Annotated in this window: 20 protein-coding genes; 13 read left to right on the plus strand and 7 right to left on the minus strand. The window is 59.8% G+C overall.

What is annotated here, in order from left to right; genetic code table 11:
• Positions 1 to 49: 49 nt before the first annotated feature.
• The 4 genes from AC3WTM_RS27295 to AC3WTM_RS27310 all read left to right on the plus strand — a co-directional run bounded on the left by AC3WTM_RS27295 (position 50) and on the right by AC3WTM_RS27310 (position 5,380).
• A complete protein-coding gene (locus AC3WTM_RS27295) occupies positions 50 to 919 on the plus strand; it encodes an oxygenase MpaB family protein (protein WP_102672240.1) in 870 nt (289 codons plus the stop codon).
• A gap of 100 nt (positions 920 to 1,019) precedes the next feature.
• Positions 1,020 to 2,036: a class I SAM-dependent rRNA methyltransferase gene (locus tag AC3WTM_RS27300; RefSeq protein WP_102672241.1), complete on the plus strand. Its 1,017-nt coding sequence runs from the start codon at positions 1,020 to 1,022 to the stop codon at positions 2,034 to 2,036.
• 93 nt (positions 2,037 to 2,129) lie between these two features.
• Entirely contained in the window at positions 2,130 to 5,087 is a 2,958-nt protein-coding gene (locus tag AC3WTM_RS27305) for a DUF748 domain-containing protein (protein ID WP_102672242.1), read from the plus strand.
• A complete protein-coding gene (locus AC3WTM_RS27310) occupies positions 5,087 to 5,380 on the plus strand; it encodes a DUF2845 domain-containing protein (RefSeq protein ID WP_173677975.1) in 294 nt (97 codons plus the stop codon). The genes AC3WTM_RS27305 and AC3WTM_RS27310 overlap by 1 nt, the downstream gene beginning before the upstream one ends.
• A 266-nt stretch (positions 5,381 to 5,646) precedes the next feature.
• On the opposite strand, the gene AC3WTM_RS27315 is transcribed toward AC3WTM_RS27310, so the two are convergent.
• Both AC3WTM_RS27315 and AC3WTM_RS27320 read right to left on the minus strand, forming a co-directional pair.
• The gene (locus AC3WTM_RS27315) at positions 5,647 to 6,003 is read right to left on the minus strand and encodes a BON domain-containing protein (protein ID WP_057713265.1); all 357 of its coding nucleotides are present in this window, start codon (positions 6,001 to 6,003) and stop codon (positions 5,647 to 5,649) included.
• 300 nt (positions 6,004 to 6,303) lie between these two features.
• A complete protein-coding gene (locus tag AC3WTM_RS27320) occupies positions 6,304 to 6,723 on the minus strand; it encodes a pilin (protein WP_057713264.1) in 420 nt (139 codons plus the stop codon).
• A 227-nt stretch (positions 6,724 to 6,950) separates the two neighbouring features.
• On the opposite strand from AC3WTM_RS27320, the gene AC3WTM_RS27325 reads away from it, so the two are divergent.
• Genes AC3WTM_RS27325 through yacG form a run of 4 tightly spaced genes read left to right on the plus strand, consistent with a single transcriptional unit; the run spans position 6,951 to position 9,859 of the window.
• A complete protein-coding gene (locus AC3WTM_RS27325) occupies positions 6,951 to 8,168 on the plus strand; it encodes a type II secretion system F family protein (RefSeq protein ID WP_102672243.1) in 1,218 nt (405 codons plus the stop codon).
• Position 8,169: 1 nt separating this feature from the next.
• Positions 8,170 to 9,042, plus strand: coding sequence for a prepilin peptidase (locus AC3WTM_RS27330; protein ID WP_102672244.1), 873 nt, complete (start codon positions 8,170 to 8,172; stop codon positions 9,040 to 9,042).
• Complete coding sequence (gene coaE, locus AC3WTM_RS27335) at positions 9,039 to 9,662, plus strand: dephospho-CoA kinase (protein ID WP_102672245.1); 624 nt, start codon at positions 9,039 to 9,041, stop codon at positions 9,660 to 9,662. The genes AC3WTM_RS27330 and coaE overlap by 4 nt, the downstream gene beginning before the upstream one ends.
• Positions 9,659 to 9,859, plus strand: coding sequence for a DNA gyrase inhibitor YacG (gene yacG / locus AC3WTM_RS27340; protein WP_102672246.1), 201 nt, complete (start codon positions 9,659 to 9,661; stop codon positions 9,857 to 9,859). Before coaE ends, yacG begins: the two co-directional genes overlap by 4 nt.
• Before the next feature lie 35 nt (positions 9,860 to 9,894).
• Here the strand turns inward: yacG and AC3WTM_RS27345 are convergent, their stop codons facing one another.
• Both AC3WTM_RS27345 and AC3WTM_RS27350 read right to left on the minus strand, forming a co-directional pair.
• Positions 9,895 to 10,584 (minus strand): energy-coupling factor ABC transporter permease, encoded by a 690-nt coding sequence (locus AC3WTM_RS27345; RefSeq protein ID WP_007990394.1) that lies wholly within the window; start codon positions 10,582 to 10,584, stop codon positions 9,895 to 9,897.
• A 71-nt stretch (positions 10,585 to 10,655) separates the two neighbouring features.
• Positions 10,656 to 11,588 carry a LysR family transcriptional regulator gene (locus tag AC3WTM_RS27350; RefSeq protein WP_057713260.1) on the minus strand — a complete coding sequence of 311 codons (933 nt, stop codon included), beginning with the start codon at positions 11,586 to 11,588 and terminating at the stop codon, positions 10,656 to 10,658.
• A gap of 120 nt (positions 11,589 to 11,708) precedes the next feature.
• On the opposite strand from AC3WTM_RS27350, the gene AC3WTM_RS27355 reads away from it, so the two are divergent.
• On the plus strand, positions 11,709 to 11,951 hold the full coding sequence (locus tag AC3WTM_RS27355) for a DUF2790 domain-containing protein (RefSeq protein WP_102672247.1): 243 nt from the start codon (positions 11,709 to 11,711) through the stop codon (positions 11,949 to 11,951).
• Between the two features lie 9 nt (positions 11,952 to 11,960).
• On the opposite strand, the gene AC3WTM_RS27360 is transcribed toward AC3WTM_RS27355, so the two are convergent.
• From AC3WTM_RS27360 to AC3WTM_RS27370, 3 genes are read right to left on the minus strand one after another with little or no spacing between them, the layout of a single operon-like run.
• The gene (locus tag AC3WTM_RS27360) at positions 11,961 to 13,229 is read right to left on the minus strand and encodes an OprD family porin (RefSeq protein ID WP_102672248.1); all 1,269 of its coding nucleotides are present in this window, start codon (positions 13,227 to 13,229) and stop codon (positions 11,961 to 11,963) included.
• 16 nt (positions 13,230 to 13,245) lie between these two features.
• Positions 13,246 to 14,466 carry a benzoate/H(+) symporter BenE family transporter gene (locus tag AC3WTM_RS27365; protein WP_102672249.1) on the minus strand — a complete coding sequence of 407 codons (1,221 nt, stop codon included), beginning with the start codon at positions 14,464 to 14,466 and terminating at the stop codon, positions 13,246 to 13,248.
• Positions 14,467 to 14,469: 3 nt separating this feature from the next.
• Positions 14,470 to 15,813: an aromatic acid/H+ symport family MFS transporter gene (locus AC3WTM_RS27370; protein ID WP_102672250.1), complete on the minus strand. Its 1,344-nt coding sequence runs from the start codon at positions 15,811 to 15,813 to the stop codon at positions 14,470 to 14,472.
• 219 nt (positions 15,814 to 16,032) lie between these two features.
• Here AC3WTM_RS27370 and AC3WTM_RS27375 point away from each other — a divergent pair, with 219 nt between their 5' ends.
• The 4 genes from AC3WTM_RS27375 to AC3WTM_RS27390 are packed head-to-tail and all read left to right on the plus strand — an operon-like array spanning position 16,033 to position 18,767.
• Positions 16,033 to 16,659 carry a DUF1780 domain-containing protein gene (locus AC3WTM_RS27375; protein WP_007970534.1) on the plus strand — a complete coding sequence of 209 codons (627 nt, stop codon included), beginning with the start codon at positions 16,033 to 16,035 and terminating at the stop codon, positions 16,657 to 16,659.
• Positions 16,656 to 17,183, plus strand: a complete 528-nt coding sequence (locus tag AC3WTM_RS27380; RefSeq protein ID WP_102672251.1) for an MOSC domain-containing protein — start codon at positions 16,656 to 16,658, stop codon at positions 17,181 to 17,183. The genes AC3WTM_RS27375 and AC3WTM_RS27380 overlap by 4 nt, the downstream gene beginning before the upstream one ends.
• Before the next feature lie 51 nt (positions 17,184 to 17,234).
• On the plus strand, positions 17,235 to 17,408 hold the full coding sequence (locus AC3WTM_RS27385) for a DUF3094 domain-containing protein (protein WP_007970531.1): 174 nt from the start codon (positions 17,235 to 17,237) through the stop codon (positions 17,406 to 17,408).
• Positions 17,409 to 17,468: 60 nt separating this feature from the next.
• Complete coding sequence (locus AC3WTM_RS27390) at positions 17,469 to 18,767, plus strand: NAD(P)/FAD-dependent oxidoreductase (protein WP_102672252.1); 1,299 nt, start codon at positions 17,469 to 17,471, stop codon at positions 18,765 to 18,767.
• Positions 18,768 to 18,855 lie beyond the last annotated feature (88 nt).

Genomic DNA, 18,855 nt, shown 5'->3' on the forward strand with positions numbered 1-18,855 from the left:
GGAACGCCGCCCGGAGCTAGCTCGCTCCTACAGAAAATACAGAGTGGCCATGGAATTCATCCGTACCCGCATCGAAACCCAGATCATGAGCCTGTCCGGTTTGTCTTTGGGCAAACTCGACCTGGAAAACCCCAAGGGCGATCCCGGGCTGTTCGGGCCAGACTCGGTGAGCTGGCAAGTCCATGGCGATTTCAGCAGCATGCTGATCGGAGGCATCAGTGCCCTGATGCTGCAGGCCCTGCACCCGCTGGCATTGGCCGGGGTCTGGGACCATTCGAACTTTCGTGAAGACATGCTCGGCCGCCTGCGCCGCACCGGGCAGTTCATCTCCGGCACCACGTTCGGCTCTCGACAGGATGCCGACTGGCTGATCGAAAAAGTACGCACCATCCATTTGCAGATCACTGGTACAGCGCCGGACGGACGTGCCTACGCCGCCAGCGATCCAGAACTGCTGACGTGGGTGCATGTGGCGGAAGTCAGCAACTTCCTCGCCGCGCATTTGCGCTATCGCAACCCGCACCTGTCCCCGGTCGATCAGGATCGCTACTACGCTGAAATCGCCTTGGTTGCCGAGCGGCTCGGAGCCAGGGATGTGCCCCGTACGCGGCAGGAAATTGCCGACTATCTTGAGCGTATACGCCCTCAGTTGCTGTGTGACGAACGCAGTCGGGAAGTCCTGCGCCTGTTGCTGAACGCCCCCTCCCCCAGTCGCTTGGCCAAGCCTTTCGGCGGTCTGATGATGCAGGCCGGGATCGACCTGCTGCCGGACTGGGCCAGCGACATGCTCGGCGCCAGCCAGAACCCGTTGCAACGCAAGCTGATCCGCGCCAGCGTCAATCGCAGTGTGCCGATGCTGCGCTGGGCAGTACGTAATGGGTCTGTGCAGCGGGCCAAGCGGCGGATGGGGATTACTTAGAAAGAACAAAGTCAAAAGCTTGCTCGCGAAGGCAGCGCCTCGGCCCCGCGCCAAAACTGTTAAACTCCCGCGCCCAATTCTCTCCTGCAAGGCGCCCAGCATGTCTTCCTTGAATCAGGCGCTGCGCGCCGCCCTCGATCAACGCCAGGACCTGCTCGCCGAACTGCACCTGCAAGGCACCGATTGCTATCGCCTCTTCCACGGTAGCCAGGAAGGCGCCGGTGGCCTGACCATCGACCGCTACGGCCCGCAGCTGCTGGTGCAAAGTTTCCACCAGGCGCTGGAGCGCGAGACGCTGCTGCAACTGCACGAAGCGATCAATCAGCACCTGGGTTTAGAAACCCTGCTGGTCTACAACGACCGCTCCCGTGGCAACTCGCGCATCGATCGCGATGACACCGTCTACCGCGCCGACGAAGCCGCCCTGCAAGACCTGGTCGGCCACGAATGGGGCCTGAACTATCGGGTGCGCGGTCGCCATGCCGGACAGGACCCGCTGCTGTTCCTCGACCTGCGCAACACCCGCGGCTGGGTCAAGGATCACAGCAAGAACAAAAGCGTGCTGAACCTGTTTGCCTACACCTGTGGTGTCGGCCTCAGTGCCGCCGCCGGTGGCGCGCGTGAGGTGTGCAACCTGGACTTCGCCGAAGGCAACCTGGCGGTCGGTCGGGAGAATGGGCAGCTCAACCCGCAGTTGCCGACCATGGAATTTATCCAGTCCGACTACTTCCCGGCCATTCGCCAACTGGCCGGCCTGCCGATCAGCCAGCGCCGCGGGCAAAAACTTCCGAGCTATCAGCGCCTGGAACAGCGCCAGTACGATCTGGTGCTGCTAGACCCTCCGGCCTGGGCCAAGAGTGCATTTGGCACCGTCGACCTGCTGCGCGACTACCAGAGCCTGCTCAAACCGGCCTTGCTGACCACTGCCGACAACGGCGTGCTGATCTGCTGCAACAACCTGGCGAAGGTCAGCATGGACGACTGGCGCGAACAGGTTTTGCGTTGTGCAGAGAAGGCCGGGCGGCCGGTGCGTGAATGGACCGTGATGAAACCGGGCGCCGATTTTCCGTCAATGGATCAACAGCCACCGCTGAAAACCCTGATCCTGCAGCTCTGACCGTCGTCGGAGAAATCTGAAAATTCATGAACAGGCCAATCACTTCGGAACCGGAAACGCGTGCCATACTCCAAGGCTATCCGATTCAGACAGATGAAGCCGCACATGCACAAAGGATTGATTCGCGCCATCGGCGCCTTGTTGACTGCTCTGGCCCTCTACAGCTTGCTGGGTTTTCTGATTTTACCGGGTGTCGCGTTGCGCGTTGCCAACCAGCAACTGGCCAACTACGCCACCACACCCGCGACCATCCAGCGGATCGAATTCAATCCGTTCAGCCTTGAACTGACCCTTTGGGGCTTGAACATCGGCGAACCCGGCAAGGAGCAGGTAGGTTTCGAGCGCCTGTACGCCAATCTGCAATTCGACAGCCTGTGGACCAAGGCGGTGCACCTGTCTGATGTCGAACTGACCAAGCCCAAGACCGAAATCCTCTTCAGCAAGGACGGCAAACTCAATCTGCTCGGGCTGTTCAAACTGCCAGAGAGCGAACCCACGCCGGCCGACCCGGATGCCAAGCCGTTTCCACTGCGCATCGAGCGGATCAAACTGGCGGGCGGCGCCGTGCATTTTGAAGATGCCCGGCCCAGCGAGCCCATCGAGTTTCTCTACGACACACTCGATTTCGAACTGAAGAACCTCAGTACCCTGCCCGATGACAGCGCAGACATGACCCTGGTGGCCATCGGCCCCAATGGCGGACAGATCGACTGGACCGGCAACTTCAGCCTGATCCCGATCGCCTCCGAAGGTAAGCTGAAAATCACTGACGGCAAGATGAAAGCCTTTTGGCCCTATGTGCGCGATGCCGTGCCACTGGATCTTGAAAACGGCGTCATGAGCATCAGCACCGACTACAAACTCAACCTGGCCAAGGAAACCGAGCTGCTACTGAGCAATGTAGCGGTCAGCATCGCCCCCTTCGCGATCAAGGCTCCGGATGGTCGGCCGCTGGTAAAGCTCGAGCGCCTGGACGTCAGCGAAACCACCGTGGACCTGGCCAAGCAGCAAGTGGTGGTGGGCAAGATCCGCAGCCACAAACTGGAAACCTGGGCCGCGCTGGAATCGGACGGCCAACTCGACTGGCAGAAACTGTTCGCCAGCCAGCCGGCCAAACACTCTGCCAAAGCCATGGCGGATGCCGAACCGACCAGCACTCCGGCGGCGGCAGACTCACCGAAACCTGAACCGGCCGCGCCAGACAAACCCTGGCAGGTGCTGCTCAAGGATGTGCAACTGCGCGACTACAAGGTGCATCTGGCTGACCGCAAGGCACAACCCGCCGTCGCCCTGGAACTGAGCCCGCTGAACCTCGACCTGCAAAATTTCGACAGCCTCAACGGTTCCCCCTTTACCCTCAAGCTCGATACCGGAGTAGGCAAGCAAGGCAAGATCATGGCCGACGGCGAGGTCAACCTGGCCCCGGTCAGCGCCAGGTTGAAGGTACAGACCAAGGACATCGACCTGCGGGTCGCCCAGTCCTACATCACGCCGTTCATTCGCCTGGAACTGCGCAGCGGCATGCTCGGCAGCGATCTGGCGGTAGACCTGAAAAGCACCGAGCCCTTGGCCTTCGGTGTCACCGGCCGTGCCCAGGTCGATCAGTTGCACACCCTGGACACCTTGAAAACCCGCGACTTCCTCAAGTGGCAGCAGGTCGTGGTCGAAGGCCTGAACTATCAGCATGGGGACAGCCTGTCGATCGACAAGATCAACCTGTTCCAGCCCTATGTGCGTTTCATGATCAACGATGATCGCACCACCAACATCGATGATCTGCTGATTCCACAGCCAGCGGATTCCGGGGCAAAACCGGCGGCGAACAAACCGGCCAGCAACGAACAACCGTTGGGCATCCACATCGGCGGCATTTTCATCAATGACGGTTCGGCCAACTTCGCCGACTTCAGCCTGACCCCGAACTTCGCCACCGCCATCCAGCAACTCAACGGGCAGATCGGCACCATCGACAGCCGCCGGCCGAAACCGGCCAGTGTCGACGTCAAGGGCAAGGTCGATCGCTACGCACCGGTGACCATCAAAGGTTCGGTTAACCCGTTCGACCCGATGGCCAGCTTCGACATCGCCACCAGCTTCAAACGCGTGGAACTGACCACGCTGACGCCCTACTCCGGCAAGTTCGCCGGCTACCGTATCCGCAAGGGCCGGCTCAATCTCGACCTGCACTACCAGATCACCAAGGGCCAGCTCAAAGCTGAAAACAAAGTGGTGGTCGAACAACTGCAACTGGGTGAAAAAGTCGACAGCCCGGATGCCGTGAGCCTGCCACTGAAACTGGCCATTGCCTTGCTCAAGGACGTCGACGGCAAGATCTCCATCGAACTGCCGGTCACTGGCGACCTGAACAATCCTCAGTTCAGCGTCATGCCGATTATCTGGCAGACCCTGCGCAACCTGATCGTCAAGGCCGCGGCAGCACCGTTCAAACTCATTGGCGGCTTGGTCAACGGTGGTGGTTCGGAAGACCTGGGCAGCGTTTCATTCGCAGCCGGTTCCAGTGAATTGAGCAAGGACGCCGAAGGCGCCCTCGACAAACTGTCCAAGGCACTCAAGGAACGCCCGGCCCTGCGTCTGGAAATCGAAGGCACCGCCGCCCAGAGCAGCGATGGCCCGCTGATCGCCGAACAACGCCTGGAGCGTGAATACCAGTACAACTACTACAAAATGCTCCAGCGCCGCGGTGACAAGGTCCCGGCCCAGGCTTCGTTGCTGGAAGTGCCGGACGGAGAAAAGGGCCCGCTGCTCGAAGGTATCTACCGCACCCGCCTGAAAACCCAGCCCCCTGCCGAATGGAAGGACCTGGGCAAGGAAGAACGCACCGCGAAAATGCGTGCCGAGGTGATCAAGTTCTGGAGTGCCAGCGACGTACTGTTGCGTCAACTGGGCCAGGAACGCGCCAGCAGCATCAAAGATTATCTGGTCGACAAGGCCCAGTTGGAAGATGACCGGGTGTACTTCATCGATGCCAATCTGGGCGAGGCGCAAAGCGACGGCCGCGTGGTGACGCCGATGCATCTGGATGCCGAGTGATGCATCGGCAGCTGGCAGGCCTGGCTCTGGCGCTCTCCGTCAGTCAGGCCTGGGCGGCCGATACCCTGCGCTGTGGCAGCCAGTTGATCAGCGTCGGCGACCGCTCGAGTGAGGTCGTGCAGAAATGCGGTGAGCCGGTCAGCCGCGACTTGCTGGGATACAAGCGCAGTGCCGATCGACGCGAGGAGTTTCAGGTCGAGGAGTGGACCTACGGACCGAATGGCGGGATGTATCAATACTTGCGGTTCGAAGGTAATCGGTTGAAGCAGATCACCAGTAAACGCGGCAATTGATTAGCACTATCCAATGTGGGAGCGGGCTTGCTCGCGAAGGCGATAGATCAGTCAACTTATTGGTTGAATGACACACCGCTTTCGCGAGCAAGCCCGCTCCCACATTGGGTTTTCAGCGTTACATATAGAACAGGCCCCGGCAAAAGTGCGCGGGGCCTGCAGTGGCCAACATCCTTATGGCCCTTCGCATGAACACTCAGGTTGCAACAGACGTATGACTCTGCCCGTCTGTTGCGCCTTCTCCCGGTCCAGGCGAGAAGCCTGCCTTACTCGGCTTTGAGGCCGTCAGCGGAGACCGCCTTGACGCCTTTGATTTTCTTGGTGATGGCCACAGCCGCTTCTTTTTGCGAATCGGTTACGGCAGTGGTCGATGACAGCGATACCACGCCTTTGTTGGTTTCAACTTTGATGTCGCTACCTGGAATGCCTTTTTCAGTCATCAGGTCAGCCTTGACTTTGGTGGTGATCCAGGTATCGGAAGTATCTTCTTTCACTTCGGTCATTTCACCGGCAGCCAGCACCATTGGCGACTGGGTTGCCTGGGTGGTTTGGGCAAACGCGGCGTTGGCCATGGTCAGGGTCAGCGCGGTAGCAGCAGCGGCAGTGATAGCGAACTTCTTCATACGAGTAACTCCTGTTTTTCGGAAAGTCTGCCGGATGTCTTGTCGGCAGGGTTACCAAGGATATTGCGAACGCTGTGCCAACTTTGGAGAAGGAACTAAAACCTTATTAATCAATAAGTTACAAAATCATCCAATTTTCGGAATCATGCAAAATGCACGAGAAGCACAAACACTGCATGCAAGTTGCGGGTTTATGGAAAGTTCCTAAGATGCTGAAATTTCTGAGCTTTATCTGCAACATTTGACGACGGGTCGACAAACAGGAAAATCCCCGCAAAAGCGGGGACTTGATTCAGCAATTCATGCCGCAGAACCGGAACACCCTTTAGGCAAGTAGTCCTCGGTAACGCTGCTCTTGCATGACCAGCCTTTGGCTTCGTCCCGTGTCAGGGTGACGGTTTTGCCCTGGACCACCCCCGGGGCATTGTGCAACGTACAAACGATTGATCCCGCCCCCGGCGTTGTAGCCGTCACAGACAGGGCGCAATGGTTGGTCGATGTCTTGCCAGCGGGCGCCACGTTGGCAATTGTCGGCGTTTCCCCCTGGCTGATCACATCCTCGAACGGCACCTTCATTGCAGTCAGCTCGGCCATCGCCGCCGTGACCTTGGCCCGCGCCTGGTACTTGGAATACATCGGCAGGCCCAGGGTTGCCAGGATCCCGATGATCGCTACCACGACGAGCAACTCGATCAGGGTAAAACCTTTCTGATAGTTCATGTACAAGCTCCATGCATGAGTCGAAGGCTCATGACCTGCCCCATTGCAGCACAGCCTGTGCCAAGGCCAGAAGCCCCTGTTGACCGAGGGCGTGGTGTTCGCAAAGCCCTTACTTACTACCAAGATCAGTACTATCTGACGTTTTTTGTCACATCACCCTTGCGGGTTTGGCCCCATCCTTTGACTAGGCTATAAGAGCAATTCAATCGGAATACCCAGGACTGAACATGGCGGTCAAGGCAGCGAAAATCAGCGTGTATGCGTGGGAAGGCATCGACCGCAAAGGCACAAAAGTGACCGGCGAACTCAGCGCTCAGAACCCGGCGCTGATCAAGGCGAAACTGCGCAAGCAAGGCATCAGTCCGGGCAAGGTTCGCAAAAAAAACCATTCGGTTTTCAGCATGGGCAAGCGTATCAAGTCCCAGGACATTGCCCTGTTCACCCGGCAAATGGCGACGATGATGAAGGCCGGCGTGCCGTTGTTGCAGTCCTTCGACATCATCGGCGAGGGCTTCGACAATCCGGCCATGCGCAAGCTGGTGGACGAACTGAAACAGGAAGTTGCGGCAGGCAGCAGTTTCGCCGCCGCCCTGCGCAAGAAGCCCCGGTATTTCGATGAGCTGTATTGCAACCTGGTGGATGCCGGCGAGCAGGCCGGTGCCCTCGACACCCTTTTGGAGCGGGTCGCGACCTACAAGGAAAAAAGCGAAAGCCTCAAGGCCAGGATCAGGAAAGCCATGACCTACCCGCTGGTGGTGGTGTTCGTCGCGGCGATTGTCACCGGGATCCTGCTGGTCAATGTCGTGCCGCAGTTCGAATCGGTGTTCAAAGGCTTTGGCGCCGAACTGCCGGCCTTCACCGTGATGGTCATTGGCCTCTCGCAATTCATGCAAGCCTGGTGGTGGGTGGTCCTTGTCACGCTGATCACGATGACCTTCGGCGTACGCCACGCCCTCAGGACCTCCCCGGCCTTGCGTGACCGGATGGACACCTGGCTGCTGAAACTGCCGCTGGTGGGCACCCTGATGCACAAGTCCGCCGTGGCCCGGTTCGCCCGTACTTTGTCGACCACTTTCGCTGCCGGCGTGCCGCTGGTGGAGGCTCTGGAATCAGTGGCCGGTGCGACCGGCAATAGCGTGTTCAAGCGCGCGGTATTGCGCATCCGGCAAGACATCTCGACCGGCATGCAATTGCATTTCGCCATGCGCACCTGCGGCGTCTTTCCGAACATGGCGATACAAATGACTGCAATTGGCGAAGAGTCCGGCACCCTGGACGCTATGCTCGACAAAGTCGCGGGGTTCTACGAAGACAACGTCGATAACATGGTCGATAACCTCACCAGCCTGATGGAGCCGTTCATCATGGTGGTGCTGGGTGTTATCGTCGGTGGACTGGTAGTTGCCATGTACCTGCCCATCTTCCAACTTGGCTCAGCGATCTGACATGCCCTTGAATGAAATCCTGACTCAATCTGCGCTGGCCTTTGTCCTTCTCGCAGGCATCACCGGCCTGCTGGTCGGCAGCTTCCTCAATGTCGTGATCTGGCGCCTGCCAAAAATGCTCGAACGCGACTGGCGCGAGCAGGCCCATGACATTCTCGGGCTGCCAGGCGAAACGCCGCTGCCGACCTACAACCTGTTGCTGCCCCACTCCCAGTGCCCGCACTGCGGTCACCGCATCCGCGCCTGGGAAAACATCCCGCTGCTCAGCTATGTGTTTTTGCGCGGCCGCTGCTCAGCCTGTGCGGCCGCGATCAGCCCGCGCTATCCGTTGACCGAACTGGCCTGCGGCCTGTTGTCGGCATTTGTTGCCTGGCACTTCGGCTTCGGTTGGCCCGCCTGCCTGATGCTGGTCCTGAGCTGGGGTTTGCTGGCGATGAGCCTGATCGACGCCGAGCATCAGATATTGCCGGACGTACTGGTGCTGCCGTTGATATGGCTGGGGTTGATCGTCAACAGTTTCGGCCTGTTCGTGTCGTTGCACGAGGCGCTTTGGGGGGCGATAGCCGGCTACAGCCTGCTGTGGTCGGTGTTCTGGCTGTTCAAGCTGATCACGGGCAAGGACGGCATGGGCTACGGTGATTTCAAGTTGCTGGCGATGCTGGGCGCCTGGGGTGGCTGGCAGATTTTGCCGCTGACCATCCTGCTGTCCTCGCTGGTGGGGGCCATTATCGGGCTGATGCTGCTGCGCTGGCGCAATGCAAAAACCTCGACACCGATCCCTTTCGGTCCCTATCTGGCCATTGCCGGCTGGATTGCGTTGCTCTGGGGTGGTCAAATAACCGACCTCTATTGGCAGTTTGTCGGTTTGAAATGAATAGCCCTGTGGAAAAACCCTGGATTCTCGGCCTGACCGGCGGCATCGGCAGCGGCAAAAGTGCGGCCGCCCAACACTTCATCGATCTTGGCGTGCATGTGGTCGACGCCGATCATGCCGCTCGCTGGGTCGTTGAACCCGGCCGCCCGGCACTGGCACAAATCGCCGAACACTTCGGCCCCGGCGTGTTGCAGGCCGACGGGCAACTGGACCGCGCCGCGCTACGCAAATTGATCTTCGAAGTGCCAGAAGAACGCCGCTGGCTGGAGGCCCTCCTGCATCCGCTGATCGGCGAAGAAATCGCTCACCACCTGGCGCTGGCAAAATCGCCTTATGCGATTCTGGTTTCGCCGCTGCTGATCGAGTCCGGGCAATACGCCATGACCCAACGGGTGCTGGTGATCGATGCCCCCGAACAATTGCAGATCGAACGTACCCTGCAACGTGACCAGACCAGCGAGCAGCAAGTCCTGGCGATCCTCAAGGCCCAGTCCAGTCGCCAGGATCGCGTGAGCCATGCCGACGACGTCGTGATCAATGACCGCGACCTTGCCTGGTTGCACAGCGAGGTTGAACGCCTGCATCACTTTTATCTTACTTTGCGTGGAGGCCAGTCATGAGCCAACCAACAACCGTCGACTGCCCAACCTGTGGCGCCCCCGTGGAATGGACCGCCGAGAGCAAATTCCGGCCATTCTGCTCCGACCGCTGCAAACTGATCGACCTGGGCGCCTGGGCGTCCGAAGAACACAAGATTCCAGTGGCTCCCGATGCCGAGGACGAGATGTTCAGCGGTGACTTCGACCCGCGCCATTGATCCATCGAGTGGGCGATTCCAGGTTTTGATGCAGATCAGGACTTGGGATCGTCGTCCTTCCAGGGAGCCGAGAGGTAGCGTGTGCGGTTGAACGTCTCAAGCCACTCCGGACAGAACACGACCAGCGCACTGACGATCATGCCGTTGATAAACGCTTCGGGAAAAATGATCAGCCATAGATATCCAACAAAATCTTCCAGCCAGTACGGCATGGCAAAGCGCTCGTCGAACCATAACAACCAAAGCGCCAGCAGCAGACACAGCAACGCCGACAGCGCTGCGGCAAAAAATCCGGAAACGAAGATATACACGAAGGGATTTCGTGGCTGCGCCCTCTCCACCAGAATGGCGCAGCACTCGGTGACCAGCACCGGCAACGCGATCAACAGCGCGCCATTGACCCCGACCGCCGCCAGGTCCTGTCGCCCGAGCAACACCAGCCCCGTTTGCGCCACCAGGCCCCCCACCAGCGCCAGCGGCCAGTCCAGCAGTAGCGTCACTGCGGTCATGCCGATGAAGTGGTAAGACACGCCGGTATCAAAGTCGCGCCGCACCAGCCACAACAGAAACAGCGCAAACACCGTTCCAAACAGCAGATGCTGACGACGGCTGTCGGTGAACAGTTCAACCCACGGCGCGCGACAGATCGCCCAGATCAACACCGGCACATAGATCAGCCAGCCGACCGCAAGGGTTTGCGATGACAGCAACTCTGCACCGATCATGGCTACGTGCGCCTCCCAGGCGAAGAACAACAGGCACTCAGTCTACACTGCCGCCCGCATGCCCTTCGACTTCAAGCCCAATGCCGCGGATCGTTCATCACCGCGTCATGTTCGGCGAACAGCTTCGGTAGCTCAGACTTGAGAAAGTCCACCCAGGTGCGGACCTTGGCATCGAGAAAGCGTCGCGAAGGATACAGCGCATACACATTGCGTTCGCGCAGGCGCCATGCAGGTAACACACGCAGCAAAGTACCGTCGCTCAAGGGCCGCGTCGCGGTGTAGAACGGCAGCAAGCTGATGCCCATGCCCGCCTCCGAAGCCTTGACCATCGACTCGGCAACATTGCACTGAAAGGTCTTGGCCGGGCTGACGGCGTGCTCGCCGTCCTGGTCCTGGAAAAGCCATTGATCGCCGTACAGCGGGTCGAGCATGCGCAGGCATTGATGATCGCTCAGCGCCAGCGGCTGCTGCGGCACACCCCGGCGTCGCAGATAGGCCGGGGAGGCACAGGGCACGCTGTAGATCTGCCCGATGGCTTGCGCAACCATTTGCGAATCGGCAAGTTCCGGAGCGATCGAAATCACCACATCGTGCCCCTCCTCCAGCGGATCGGGATTGCGCTGCGACAAGGTCAGCTCGAACACTACATCGGGATAAAGCTCGCTGTAGCGGGCGATCAACGGCGTGAGCAGCACACCCAGGCCGTTCATGCTGTGCACCCGCAGGCGTCCGGCCGGATTGATATGAGCGCCACGGGCCTCGGCCGTCGCCTCATCCATGGCCTCGACGATTTGCCGGCTGCGCAGCAGGAAGCGCTCGCCGGCGTCGGTCAGGCTCAAGCGCCGCGTGGTGCGTTGCAGCAGACGCGCCTGTACATGTTCCTCCAGATCCGCCACCAATCGGGATACCTGTGCGGTCGACAGATCCAGCGCATCGGCAGCCCCGGTGAAACTGGCGCAGTCCACCACCCGGATGAATACGCGCAAGTTGTTAAGCACATCCATAAGCCCCCTCGGGCGATGACTGTTACGTTTTATGTAAGGCTGCATCCGCCGTTCGCCCCTTTATCCGTCGGTGGCAAAGACTAAAATTCAGACATCAAAACCGACACGGAGCACGCCAACATGAAAACGTTGATCAGCCTGTTGCTGACCGTCATCGCCACCTCGGCCATGGCCGCTGACAACGAGCCCCTCGCAGTCCTGTACAACCCGGCGCAGCCACTGGACATCGCCAGCGTGGTTTCTGTGTCGGACACCGCGACCGCGTGCGGGGTTGTACCGGCGACCATGGTCTATGTCGATCATCAGGGCCAGAGCCACCGCGTGACCTACGACGTCATGGGTGATTGCACCAGCAACCTGTGATCGATGGATTCACAGCAAGGTCCACGTGTAGCTGAGGATCAAGCGGTTCTCGTCGATATCACTGCGGTAGTTGGAACGCGCCATCGCATTGCGCACGCGAATGCCCAAACCTTTGAGGCTGCCGCTCTGCAACACATAGCCGATGTCCAGGTCACGTTCGCGATCCTTGCCCTCATAGTCCTTGCCGGTATCGACATTGTTGCCGCTGATGTAGCGCACGGTACTGGTCAGCCCCGGTACGCCGAGCGCCGCGAAGTCGTAGTCGTAGCGCGCCTGCCAGGAACGCTCATCGGTGAAGGCGAACTCATAGGTCGGCACTTCGTTGCCCAGCGGCGAGATGTTGGCAAATACCCGTGGAAATGCACTGTCGCCGAACATGCCCTGATAGCCGACGTAAAACGTATGGCCGCCACGCTTGGCCGACAGCAATGAGAAGAACGCCTGGTTGTCGATATTGCCCAGCAGTTTTTTGCCGTCTTCGCGCGAATCGTAGTAACCGAGGTTGGCGCCGAGGATCCAGTTGCCCACTGGCTCACTGTGCTTTAAGCCCAGAAAACGCTGGTTGTAGATATCTTCCAGTTGCCCGTACCAGGCGCTGACCGAGCTGCGCTTGTCATTGAACGCATAATCAGCGCCGGCAAAATTGAAACCGTCACTGCTAACCTGACGCTGCGGCACGTGACCCAGCATCGCCTGCATCTTTTCGTCGCCAGCCTCGTTGCGCAGGCTGGTTGAACTCAAGTGACCACCCTGCACTGTCAGGCCATTGATCTCGTTGGAGGTGATGCTTGCGCCCTGATAACTGGGTGGCAACAGGCGAATATCGCTGAATGCCAACACCGGGAGACTGGGTTGCAACTCACCGACTTTCAGCTCGGTTTTGGAGTAGCGCATCTTCAACGCGCCTTCCAGACGGCTGTAGTTGTCTGCCGCGCGGCCGTCGTCCTGCACCGGCAACAAACCGGTGTTGGTCCGGTCCGGAGCGCTGTCGAGCTTGAGTCCGAGCAAGCCGATAACGTCCACCCCAAACCCGACGGTGCCTTGGGTGTATCCGGACTTCACGTTGAGGATGAAACCCTGGGCCCACTCTTCAGCCTTCGATTGCTGGTTGGCGCCGACGATGTCGGAATAGTCGCGGCTGAAGTAGTAATTGCGCGCCTGCAACGTCGCGGTGGTGTCTTCGACAAAGCCGATTTCAGCCGCCATCGCACCGGTGGAAAAACCCGAGACGACAGCCAGGGACAACGCAGAACCGGTTGTTGGGAGAATCTGTTTCATCGTTTTTCTCTTATTGTTATTGATCGACTGATTGAAGGACTTCAGTTGCAGTGGATTTGCGAAGGGGAACGGGACGACGAGCACTCAACAGCACATGGGTGACCATGCCGAAAATCAGCCCCCAGAACGCTGCAGACAAACCGAACAACGACATGCCCGAAGCCGTGACCAGAAAGGTCACCAACGCGGCTTCGCGATCGCTCGGTACCGCCATCGCGCCGGTCAACGCGCCGGCAATGGCAGCGAACAAGGCCAGCCCGGCCAGCGCCGCGATCAACTCTTTGGGGAACGCTGAAAACAGCGAGACCAGCGTGGCGCCGAAGATCCCCAGCAGCAGGTAGCACAGGCCGCCGACGACCCCGGCCACGTAGCGTTTGCGAGGATCTTCGTGGGCTTCGCGACCGGTGCAGATCGCCGCGGTGATCGCCGCCAGATTCAGTCCGTGGCAACCAAACGGCGCCAGCAACGCCGTGCCCAGCGCGCTACTGGCGATGATCGGGCTCGCCGGCGTCGGATAACCGCTGGCGCGCAGCACCGCCATGCCGGGCATGAACTGACCGGTCAGCGCCACCATCACCAGTGGCAAGGCGATGTTCAGGATCGTGCCCAGGCTGAACTCGGGCGTGATCCACACCGGCGTGGCCAGGCCGATCACCAGCGCTTCACGGTGCAACTCACCGGTGAACGCGGCAATCGAACAGCCCATCAGCAGCACCATCATCACCGCATAACGCGGTATCACACGCTTGCAGATCAGGTAGCAGGCAAACATCGCCAGGACCAGCAACGGCTTGCGCTGCATCGACACGAACAAGCCAGTGCCGAAACTGAACAGGATCCCCGCCAGCATCGCCGCCGCGATGGCGGCGGGCAGTTTGCTGATGATCCGGTCGAAAGCGCCCGAGATGCCAACCACGAAAATGATCAGGCTGCTGACCAGATACGCCCCCACCGCCTCTGCCATGGAGATGTCCGGCAACAGCGTCACCAGCAACGCCGAGCCCGGCGCCGACCAGGCAATGATCACGGGAACGCGGTAGCGCAAGCTCAAACCGATACCGAGCACGGCACTGCCGATGGAGATCGCCCAGATCCAGGACGACAACACTTCCCGCGAAAGATGTGCCGCTTCTGCCGCCTGAAAGATGATCACCAACGGGCCGGCATAGGAAATCACCGTGGCAATGAATCCAGCCACGGCGGCTGACATCGAGAAGTCCTGGAAAAACGCTTTCATGATTCAGGCACCGGTCGCTGACAACGCTGGGTTGACGCCAGCAGCGCTACGCCGGCTGCTGATGGCGAACACGGTCATGGCCAGGGCCGCCACCGCACCGGGCAAGGCAAACGCCATGAAGTTCAGTTGCAGGGGCAGGCTGATCCCGAGCAAGGCCCCCCCCAGTAGCGGACCGACGATGGCCCCGTTGCGCCCAATGCCCGACGCCCAGCCCAGACCGGTAGACCGAATCGTCATGGAGTAAAACTGCGCGGCACAGGCGTACAAAAGAATCTGCGAGCCAATGGTGGTGGCACCCGCAATGGCGATCAGCAAGTACAACACCGGCATCGGGCTGTTGAAGCCCAACAGCGTGATCGACACCGCCGCCATGGCGAAAAACACCGCCAGCACTCTCGGCAGATTGAGTTTGTCGCCCAGCACCCCACCACCGACCGCGCCGAAGATCGCCCCGAAGTTCAACACCAGCAGGAACGACAGGCTCGAACCCAGGCTGTAACCGGCGTTGGCCATCAGTTTCGGCAGCCAGGAACTCAGCGCGTACACCATCAACAGGCAGCAGAAAAACGCCAGCCACAGCATCAGCGTGCGCAGCGCACGGCCTTCACGGAACAACTGCAACACCGGGGTGCCCGTGCCTTTCACTTCGGCCATGTGCAATTGATCAGAGGTTTGCACGACGTAGGCCGGATCGATGCGCTGAAGAATATTGCGCGCCTCTTCATTACGCCCCTGACGCAACATGAAGCCCACCGATTCGGGCAGGAAATACATGATCAGCGGCAACAACAGCAACGGCAGGACCGCCACGTAAAACACCGACTGCCAGCCGAAACTCGGGATCAGCACAATGCCCAGTCCGGCGGACAGCATGCCGCCCACCGAGTAACCGCTGAACATGATCGCGACCAGAGTGCTGCGGATTTTTTTCGGCGCGTACTCGTTCATCAGTGCCACGACGTTAGGCATCACGCCGCCAATGCCGAGCCCGGCAATGAAGCGACAGAGGCCAAACTCGGTGGGGTTTCGGGCGAAACCATTGAGCACGGTGAAGCCACTGAAGAGCATCACGCAAATCGTGATGGCTTTTTTGCGACCGATCCTGTCCGACAGCGGACCGAAGAACAGCGCACCGAACATCATGCCGAACAGTGCATAACTGCCCAGTGCGCCGGCCTGCAGAGGACTGAGTCCCCACTCTTTCATCAGCATTGGCAAGACCACGCCGTAGATCACCAGATCGTAACCGTCGAAGATGATGATCAGGGCACACCAGAACAGCACCATCCAGTGAAAGCGGTTGAAGCGAGCGTTGTCGATAACCTCATGTACGTCGATCTTGCGCATGGCATATATCTCTTGTTGTTGTTTTTTTAGAGCGTCGGTAACACGGCTTACGTCCGTACAGCCGAGGGTAGAGCTGCCCGATGCGTGGCAATATCCAGTGCGCGCAGATCACTATCCATTTTGTGCAGATCCCTGAAACGGGCATGGGAGCAGGAGGCATTGACCCTCTCCGACAAATTGTCTTCTTTGCGATCACATTTGAACGCTAAGCTTGGGCCTATGGATGACTCAGATTACTTACGCCTGCTGACCATTGCGGCCGAGCAAGCCAACGCGTTCCTGTCCAATGCCCGCAAGTGGGAGCGTGAGCGTTGGGTCTGCCAGCGCCTGCTGCAAGGCTTGAACATTCCCTATCGCGCCGATGAGTTCGCCCCCGCCGGGGAGCCGCCGGATGTGTTGTTTCGCGATGCCAGTTTCGAGGTGTTCTTCGTGCTCGACGAGGGCCGGCGCCTCAACGATGAATGGCGCGACGAATTGCAACGCCGACGCAGCGCGTTTTCCCTGAGCCAACTGGTGCGCCGCGAGGCCAAGCCACGACGCATCCCCGCCAACGAGTTCTTGCTGCGATTGGCGCCGACCTTGCGCAAAAAAGCGCACAACTACAAAGAGCGCGGCATGGATCTGGGTGAGCTGGACATCATTGCCTTCGCCAGCCTCAAACGCGAAGTACTGGACCTCAACAGCCATTTCCCGCCGCCGACCGAATACCTGCGCCAGGGCTGGCGCTCGCTGTCATTGGTTGGGCCGACATTCGCCCGCGTGCTGTTCGCGCACCCGGATGCGCCGGACTTCTTGCGCAGCAACCTGGGGCGCAGCATTGTGTTCGACGTCGGGATCAGCCTGTGAGCCCGCTTCAGGAGTTGATCGCCGAGGTGCCGCAACAAGGCCGTGTACGCTGGATCGGCGTGCGCCCGCAATCACGTTCACCGATGCTTGCACTCGAGGCCGTGGAAGCGCGCCTGGAGGCCGGTCTGACCGGCGACCACGCCCGTCCCGGCGTACGCAATGCGCGCCAGGTAACGCTGATTCAGTGGGAGCATCTGCCGGTGATCAGTTCACTGATGGGGCGAGCACAGGATCATCCGATCCAGCCTGAAGATCTGCGGCGCAATCTCGTTATCAGCGGCATCAACCTGTTCAGCCTCAAGGGCCGCCGCTTCCGGATCGGCCAGGCAACGTTCGAAACCACCGGCTGGTGCCAGCCCTGTGCGCGCCTGGAAAGCAACCTGGGCATCGGCACCTTTCAGGCCGTGCGAGGACATGGAGGAATCACTGCCCGGGTGTTACAAAGTGGCATCATTCGCCTGGACGATACGGTGAGCGTCGACCCCCTTCCGGACAGCGGCTATGCTCCGTTCAACGTTCGTTAAATCAGCCTGTAGCTTCTGCCCATTCAGCTACGTCTACCTGACGAGGCCTTTATGACCAGCCGCCTGAACCCCGACGACCAAAAGCATGTCGAAGAGTACCTGCAGTTGTCACAGCACCAAGTCGAGCGCCGGCCTTTCCGGCCGTGGATGCTCCTTGTACTGGTATTGGCAGTGACCATTGGCCTGGGCCTGTTGAGCCGACTTATCAGCTACCTGACGCTATGAGCTGCCTTGCGCTCGCGCGGTTGACTGTACCGATTTCTTTTAGCCTTGCGAGATATCCCCATGACTCATCGTATTGTCATCGTTGGCGGCGGCGCCGGCGGTCTGGAGTTGGCTACCCGTCTGGGTAAGACTCTGGGCAAGCGCGGTACGGCCAGCGTGATGCTGGTCGACGCGAACCTGACCCACATCTGGAAACCGTTGTTGCACGAAGTGGCGGCCGGTTCTCTGAACTCTTCCGAAGACGAACTCAATTATGTCGCCCAGGCCAAATGGAACCACTTCGAGTTCCAACTGGGGCGCATGAGCGGGCTCGATCGCGCGAAGAAAAAAATCCAGCTGGCCGCTACCTACGACGAAGCCGGTCTGGAGCTGGTGCCGGCCCGCGAAGTGCCTTACGACTCGCTGGTGATTTCCGTCGGCAGTACCACCAACGATTTCGGCACCCAGGGCGCGGCGCAACACTGCCTGTTCCTCGACACCCGCAAACAGGCCGAGCGTTTCCACCAACAACTGCTCAATCACTATTTGCGCGCGCACGCCGGTCAGACCGACACGATCGAGCAAATCAGCGTGGCCATCGTCGGCGCCGGTGCCACCGGGGTCGAACTGGCCGCCGAACTGCACAACGCCGCCCACGAATTGGCAGCCTATGGCCTGGACCGGATCAAGCCGGAAAACATGCACATCACCCTGATCGAAGCCGGTTCACGGGTGCTGCCGGCCCTGCCGGAGCGCATTGGCGGGCCTGTGCATAAAACCCTGGAGAAACTCGGGGTCAACGTCATGACCAATGCTGCTGTCAGCGAAGTGACGGCCGACAGCCTGATCACCGCCGACGGCAACGAAATCAAGGCCAGCCTGAAAGTCTGGGCCGCGGGGATTCGCGCACCGGGTTTCCTCAAGGACATCGATGGCCTGGAAACCAACCGCATCAATCAGCTGCAAGTGCTGCCGACCCTGCAAACCACCCGTGACGAAAACATCTTCGCGTTCGGTGATTGCGCCGCCTGCCCGCAACCGGGTAGCGACCGCAATGTGCCGCCACGGGCCCAGGCCGCTCACCAACAGGCTTCGTTGCTGGCCAAATCGTTGAAACTGCGCATCGAAGGCAAGGCGTTGCCGGAGTACAAGTACACCGACTACGGCTCGCTGATCTCGCTGTCGCGTTTTTCGGCTGTGGGTAACTTGATGGGCAACCTCACCGGCAGCGTGATGCTCGAAGGCTGGCTCGCGCGGATGTTCTACGTGTCGCTGTACCGCATGCACCAGATGGCGCTGTACGGGCCCTTCCGCACGGCAATGCTGATGCTCGGCAGCAAGATCGGACGTGGCACCGAGCCAAGGCTCAAGTTGCACTAACACCTCAACCACTAATGAAATGGCTCCCCCCTCACACCCTGTGATCACTCTCTAAGCTTTCACAGGGTGTCTTTCGGAGGCTATTGCC

The organism is Pseudomonas sp. EU05-FHT14B02 (assembly GCF_058791055.1).

Coding starts and splice junctions, on each gene's coding strand:
- AC3WTM_RS27305 (WP_102672242.1), top strand. CDS start 2,130: ATGAAGCCGCACATGCACAAAGGATTGATTCGCGCCATCGGCGCCTTG.
- AC3WTM_RS27330 (WP_102672244.1), top strand. CDS start 8,170: ATGCCCTTGAATGAAATCCTGACTCAATCTGCGCTGGCCTTTGTCCTT.
- AC3WTM_RS27315 (WP_057713265.1), bottom strand. CDS start 6,003: ATGAAGAAGTTCGCTATCACTGCCGCTGCTGCTACCGCGCTGACCCTG.
- AC3WTM_RS27390 (WP_102672252.1), top strand. CDS start 17,469: ATGACTCATCGTATTGTCATCGTTGGCGGCGGCGCCGGCGGTCTGGAG.
- AC3WTM_RS27360 (WP_102672248.1), bottom strand. CDS start 13,229: ATGAAACAGATTCTCCCAACAACCGGTTCTGCGTTGTCCCTGGCTGTC.
- AC3WTM_RS27350 (WP_057713260.1), bottom strand. CDS start 11,588: ATGGATGTGCTTAACAACTTGCGCGTATTCATCCGGGTGGTGGACTGC.
- AC3WTM_RS27300 (WP_102672241.1), top strand. CDS start 1,020: ATGTCTTCCTTGAATCAGGCGCTGCGCGCCGCCCTCGATCAACGCCAG.
- AC3WTM_RS27375 (WP_007970534.1), top strand. CDS start 16,033: ATGGATGACTCAGATTACTTACGCCTGCTGACCATTGCGGCCGAGCAA.
- AC3WTM_RS27345 (WP_007990394.1), bottom strand. CDS start 10,584: ATGATCGGTGCAGAGTTGCTGTCATCGCAAACCCTTGCGGTCGGCTGG.
- coaE (WP_102672245.1), top strand. CDS start 9,039: ATGAATAGCCCTGTGGAAAAACCCTGGATTCTCGGCCTGACCGGCGGC.
- AC3WTM_RS27320 (WP_057713264.1), bottom strand. CDS start 6,723: ATGAACTATCAGAAAGGTTTTACCCTGATCGAGTTGCTCGTCGTGGTA.
- AC3WTM_RS27365 (WP_102672249.1), bottom strand. CDS start 14,466: ATGAAAGCGTTTTTCCAGGACTTCTCGATGTCAGCCGCCGTGGCTGGA.
- AC3WTM_RS27385 (WP_007970531.1), top strand. CDS start 17,235: ATGACCAGCCGCCTGAACCCCGACGACCAAAAGCATGTCGAAGAGTAC.
- AC3WTM_RS27355 (WP_102672247.1), top strand. CDS start 11,709: ATGAAAACGTTGATCAGCCTGTTGCTGACCGTCATCGCCACCTCGGCC.
- AC3WTM_RS27325 (WP_102672243.1), top strand. CDS start 6,951: ATGGCGGTCAAGGCAGCGAAAATCAGCGTGTATGCGTGGGAAGGCATC.
- AC3WTM_RS27370 (WP_102672250.1), bottom strand. CDS start 15,813: ATGCGCAAGATCGACGTACATGAGGTTATCGACAACGCTCGCTTCAAC.
- AC3WTM_RS27295 (WP_102672240.1), top strand. CDS start 50: ATGGAATTCATCCGTACCCGCATCGAAACCCAGATCATGAGCCTGTCC.
- yacG (WP_102672246.1), top strand. CDS start 9,659: ATGAGCCAACCAACAACCGTCGACTGCCCAACCTGTGGCGCCCCCGTG.
- AC3WTM_RS27310 (WP_173677975.1), top strand. CDS start 5,087: ATGCATCGGCAGCTGGCAGGCCTGGCTCTGGCGCTCTCCGTCAGTCAG.